This window comes from Neisseria sp. P0001.S007 (genome assembly GCF_051963655.1).
Classification (GTDB): Bacteria; Pseudomonadota; Gammaproteobacteria; order Burkholderiales; family Neisseriaceae; genus Neisseria; species Neisseria subflava_A.
This window is the reverse complement of sequence record NZ_JBQCUB010000018.1, coordinates 1-5,800: the sequence shown is the minus strand read 5'-3', so window position 1 is coordinate 5,800 and position 5,800 is coordinate 1. Positions and strand designations below refer to the sequence as shown.

The following is a 5,800-nucleotide window of genomic DNA, read 5'->3' as shown; positions in this document are numbered from 1 at the left end:
GGCGTATAGTTCGGTTCTTCGCTGCTGACGCGGTGAAGAAAACGAAGCAGACAGTATAACACAGTTAGTTAAAATTTTCGATAATTTTAGTTGACATTTGCTAAATGTGCTGTATAATTCGATTCGCTCTTTAAAAAACAGATTACCGATAAGTGTGAGTGCATTAGGCCTCACACTGTTTGAAAGACAGACAAGATGATGTTTTAGACATTGTTCTGTCGGTTTCTTTGAAGCAGACCAGAAGTTATAAGTTAGAGATTGAACATAAGAGTTTGATCCTGGCTCAGATTGAACGCTGGCGGCATGCTTTACACATGCAAGTCGGACGGCAGCACAGAGAAGCTTGCTTCTTGGGTGGCGAGTGGCGAACGGGTGAGTAATATATCGGAACGTACCGAGTAATGGGGGATAACTAATCGAAAGATTAGCTAATACCGCATATTCTCTGAGGAGGAAAGCAGGGGACCTTCGGGCCTTGCGTTATTCGAGCGGCCGATATCTGATTAGCTAGTTGGTGGGGTAAAGGCCTACCAAGGCGACGATCAGTAGCGGGTCTGAGAGGATGATCCGCCACACTGGGACTGAGACACGGCCCAGACTCCTACGGGAGGCAGCAGTGGGGAATTTTGGACAATGGGCGCAAGCCTGATCCAGCCATGCCGCGTGTCTGAAGAAGGCCTTCGGGTTGTAAAGGACTTTTGTCAGGGAAGAAAAGGCTGTTGCTAATATCGACGGCTGATGACGGTACCTGAAGAATAAGCACCGGCTAACTACGTGCCAGCAGCCGCGGTAATACGTAGGGTGCGAGCGTTAATCGGAATTACTGGGCGTAAAGCGAGCGCAGACGGTTACTTAAGCAGGATGTGAAATCCCCGGGCTCAACCTGGGAACTGCGTTCTGAACTGGGTGACTAGAGTGTGTCAGAGGGAGGTAGAATTCCACGTGTAGCAGTGAAATGCGTAGAGATGTGGAGGAATACCGATGGCGAAGGCAGCCTCCTGGGATAACACTGACGTTCATGCTCGAAAGCGTGGGTAGCAAACAGGATTAGATACCCTGGTAGTCCACGCCCTAAACGATGTCAATTAGCTGTTGGGCAACTTGATTGCTTAGTAGCGTAGCTAACGCGTGAAATTGACCGCCTGGGGAGTACGGTCGCAAGATTAAAACTCAAAGGAATTGACGGGGACCCGCACAAGCGGTGGATGATGTGGATTAATTCGATGCAACGCGAAGAACCTTACCTGGTCTTGACATGTACGGAATCCTCCAGAGACGGAGGAGTGCCTTCGGGAGCCGTAACACAGGTGCTGCATGGCTGTCGTCAGCTCGTGTCGTGAGATGTTGGGTTAAGTCCCGCAACGAGCGCAACCCTTGTCATTAGTTGCCATCATTTAGTTGGGCACTCTAATGAGACTGCCGGTGACAAGCCGGAGGAAGGTGGGGATGACGTCAAGTCCTCATGGCCCTTATGACCAGGGCTTCACACGTCATACAATGGTCGGTACAGAGGGTAGCCAAGCCGCGAGGTGGAGCCAATCTCATAAAACCGATCGTAGTCCGGATTGCACTCTGCAACTCGAGTGCATGAAGTCGGAATCGCTAGTAATCGCAGGTCAGCATACTGCGGTGAATACGTTCCCGGGTCTTGTACACACCGCCCGTCACACCATGGGAGTGGGGGATACCAGAAGTAGGTAGGGTAACCGCAAGGAGCCCGCTTACCACGGTATGCTTCATGACTGGGGTGAAGTCGTAACAAGGTAGCCGTAGGGGAACCTGCGGCTGGATCACCTCCTTTCTAGAGAAAGAAGAGGTCTGATGCATTCACACTTATCGGTAAACTGTAAAAGATGCGGAAGAGAAAAGCTTGAGTGAAGACAAGATTCGCTTAAGAAGAGAATCCGGGTTTGTAGCTCAGCTGGTTAGAGCACACGCTTGATAAGCGTGGGGTCGGAGGTTCAAGTCCTCCCAGACCCACCAAGAACGGGGGCATAGCTCAGTTGGTAGAGCACCTGCTTTGCAAGCAGGGGGTCATCGGTTCGATCCCGTTTGCCTCCACCAAGAACTTTACAAATCAAAGGAAGCCTGCTATATTTAGCAGCTTATTTTGATTTGCGAAGTGAAATATCGACGCATCGATCTTTAACAAATTGGAAAGCCGAAATCAACAAACAAAGACAATGAGTTTGTTTTGATTTTTTATTCTTTGCAAAGGATAAAAAATCTCTCGCAAGAGAAAAGAAAATAAACACAGTATTTGGGTGATGATTGTATCGACTTAATCCTGAAACACAAAAGGCAGGATTAAGACACAACAAAGCAGTAAGCTTTATCAAAGTAGGAATTTCAAGTTTGCTTCCCTAGTCAACGGGTAGGCAAACGAAGTCAAAGAGGTTCTTGAAATGATAGAGTCAAGTGAATAAGTGCATCAGGTGGATGCCTTGGCGATGATAGGCGACGAAGGACGTGTAAGCCTGCGAAAAGCGTGGGGGAGCTGGCAATAAAGCTATGATCCCGCGATGTCCGAATGGGGAAACCCACCTCTTAGGAGGTATCCTTATCTGAATACATAGGATAAGCGAAGCGAACCCGGAGAACTGAACCATCTAAGTACCCGGAGGAAAAGAAATCAACCGAGATTCCGCAAGTAGTGGCGAGCGAACGCGGAGGAGCCTGTACGTAATAACTGTCGAGATAGAAGAACAAGCTGGGAAGCTTGACCATAGTGGGTGATAGTCCCGTATTCGAAATCTCAACAGTGGTACTAAGCGTACAAAAAGTAGGGCGGGACACGTGAAATCCTGTCTGAATATGGGGGGACCATCCTCCAAGGCTAAATACTCATCATCGACCGATAGTGAACCAGTACCGTGAGGGAAAGGCGAAAAGAACCCCGGGAGGGGAGTGAAATAGAACCTGAAACCTGATGCATACAAACAGTGGGAGCACCCTTGTGGTGTGACTGCGTACCTTTTGTATAATGGGTCAACGACTTACATTCAGTAGCGAGCTTAACCGAATAGGGGAGGCGTAGGGAAACCGAGTCTTAATAGGGCGAATAGTTGCTGGGTGTAGACCCGAAACCGAGTGATCTATCCATGGCCAGGTTGAAGGTGCCGTAACAGGTACTGGAGGACCGAACCCACGCATGTTGCAAAATGCGGGGATGAGCTGTGGATAGGGGTGAAAGGCTAAACAAACTCGGAGATAGCTGGTTCTCCCCGAAAACTATTTAGGTAGTGCCTCGAGCAAGACACTGATGGGGGTAAAGCACTGTTATGGCTAGGGGGTTATTGCAACTTACCAACCCATGGCAAACTAAGAATACCATCAAGTGGTTCCTCGGGAGACAGACAGCGGGTGCTAACGTCCGTTGTCAAGAGGGAAACAACCCAGACCGCCAGCTAAGGTCCCAAATGATAGATTAAGTGGTAAACGAAGTGGGAAGGCCCAGACAGCCAGGATGTTGGCTTAGAAGCAGCCATCATTTAAAGAAAGCGTAATAGCTCACTGGTCGAGTCGTCCTGCGCGGAAGATGTAACGGGGCTCAAATCTATAACCGAAGCTGCGGATGCCAGTTTACTGGCATGGTAGGGGAGCGTTCTGTAGGCCGATGAAGGTGCATTGTAAAGTGTGCTGGAGGTATCAGAAGTGCGAATGTTGACATGAGTAGCGATAAAGCGGGTGAAAAGCCCGCTCGCCGAAAGCCCAAGGTTTCCTACGCAACGTTCATCGGCGTAGGGTGAGTCGGCCCCTAAGGCGAGGCAGAAATGCGTAGTCGATGGGAAACAGGTTAATATTCCTGTACTTGATTCAAATGCGATGTGGGGACGGAGAAGGTTAGGTTAGCAAGCTGTTGGAATAGCTTGTTTAAGCCGGTAGGTGGAAGACTTAGGTAAATCCGGGTCTTCTTAACACCGAGAAGTGATGACGAGTGTCTACGGACATGAAGTAACTAATACCACGCTTCCAGGAAAAGCCACTAAGCTTCAGTTTGAATTGAACCGTACCGCAAACCGACACAGGTGGGCAGGATGAGAATTCTAAGGCGCTTGAGAGAACTCAGGAGAAGGAACTCGGCAAATTGATACCGTAACTTCGGGAGAAGGTATGCCCTCTAAGGTTAAGGACTTGCTCCGTAAGCCCTGGAGGGTCGCAGAGAATAGGTGGCTGCGACTGTTTATTAAAAACACAGCACTCTGCTAACACGAAAGTGGACGTATAGGGTGTGACGCCTGCCCGGTGCTGGAAGGTTAATTGAAGATGTGCAAGCATCGGATCGAAGCCCCAGTAAACGGCGGCCGTAACTATAACGGTCCTAAGGTAGCGAAATTCCTTGTCGGGTAAGTTCCGACCCGCACGAATGGCGTAACGATGGCCACACTGTCTCCTCCTGAGACTCAGCGAAGTTGAAGTGGTTGTGAAGATGCAATCTACCCGCTGCTAGACGGAAAGACCCCGTGAACCTTTACTGTAGCTTTGCATTGGACTTTGAAGTCACTTGTGTAGGATAGGTGGGAGGCTTTGAAGCAGAGACGCCAGTCTCTGTGGAGCCGTCCTTGAAATACCACCCTGGTGTCTTTGAGGTTCTAACCCAGACCCGTAATCCGGGTCGGGGACCGTGCATGGTAGGCAGTTTGACTGGGGCGGTCTCCTCCCAAAGAGTAACGGAGGAGTTCGAAGGTTACCTAGGTCCGGTCGGAAATCGGACTGATAGTGCAATGGCAAAAGGTAGCTTAACTGCGAGACCGACAAGTCGAGCAGGTGCGAAAGCAGGACATAGTGATCCGGTGGTTCTGTATGGAAGGGCCATCGCTCAACGGATAAAAGGTACTCCGGGGATAACAGGCTGATTCCGCCCAAGAGTTCATATCGACGGCGGAGTTTGGCACCTCGATGTCGGCTCATCACATCCTGGGGCTGTAGTCGGTCCCAAGGGTATGGCTGTTCGCCATTTAAAGTGGTACGTGAGCTGGGTTTAAAACGTCGTGAGACAGTTTGGTCCCTATCTGCAGTGGGCGTTGGAAGTTTGACGGGGGCTGCTCCTAGTACGAGAGGACCGGAGTGGACGAACCTCTGGTGTACCGGTTGTAACGCCAGTTGCATAGCCGGGTAGCTAAGTTCGGAAGAGATAAGCGCTGAAAGCATCTAAGCGCGAAACTCGCCTGAAGATGAGACTTCCCTTGTGGTTTAACCACACTAAAGAGTCGTTCGAGACCAGGACGTTGATAGGTGGGGTGTGGAAGCGCGGTAACGCGTGAAGCTAACCCATACTAATTGCTCGTGAGGCTTGACTCTATCATTTGAAGAACTTCAAAGATAAAAGCTTACTGACTGATTCAGTCATCACCAAATAATTGATTAAGGCTTTACCGATTTGTAACAGTTTAAGTTTGGCGGCCATAGCGAGTTGGTCCCACGCCTTCCCATCCCGAACAGGACCGTGAAACGACTCAGCGCCGATGATAGTGTGGTTCTTCCATGTGAAAGTAGGTCACCGCCAAACACCCATTCCGAAGCCCCCGACTGATGTCGGGGGCTTTTTACATGCCTGTCAGTTCTGTCGGTTTGACGATAGGAGGTAGGGTAATGGGTGCAAGGATATTGATGAACCGATACCCATTCCGATGCCTATTGAGTGTTCGTGCATGCTTGTTGTTTAAATTAAAGGATGACAACTCTGTTGTTATTCTTGAACAAAAGTACCGAAAGTTACGGTTAACTGTTTAGAATATTTGAAATAAAATGATATTTGCGTTAATATGGCGTAAGCATTTATGCGGGTATGGGCTGTTGC

Annotated in this window: 2 tRNA genes and 3 rRNA genes; all 5 read left to right on the top strand. The window is 49.4% G+C overall.

Annotation, left to right across the window (positions count from 1 at the left end):
- The first annotated feature begins 260 nt into the window (after positions 1-260).
- The 5 genes from ACTHRE_RS10970 to rrf all read left to right on the top strand — a co-directional run bounded on the left by ACTHRE_RS10970 (position 261) and on the right by rrf (position 5,509).
- Positions 261-1,801 (top strand): 16S ribosomal RNA (locus ACTHRE_RS10970).
- Between the two features lie 105 nt (positions 1,802-1,906).
- A tRNA-Ile gene (locus ACTHRE_RS10965) sits at positions 1,907-1,983 on the top strand.
- Between the two features lie 5 nt (positions 1,984-1,988).
- A tRNA-Ala gene (locus ACTHRE_RS10960) sits at positions 1,989-2,064 on the top strand.
- A gap of 348 nt (positions 2,065-2,412) precedes the next feature.
- A 23S ribosomal RNA gene (locus ACTHRE_RS10955) occupies positions 2,413-5,301 on the top strand.
- Between the two features lie 94 nt (positions 5,302-5,395).
- A 5S ribosomal RNA gene (rrf, locus tag ACTHRE_RS10950) occupies positions 5,396-5,509 on the top strand.
- Together the 16S, 23S and 5S rRNA genes with 2 tRNA genes alongside form the textbook arrangement of a ribosomal RNA operon.
- Positions 5,510-5,800: the final 291 nt, after the last annotated feature.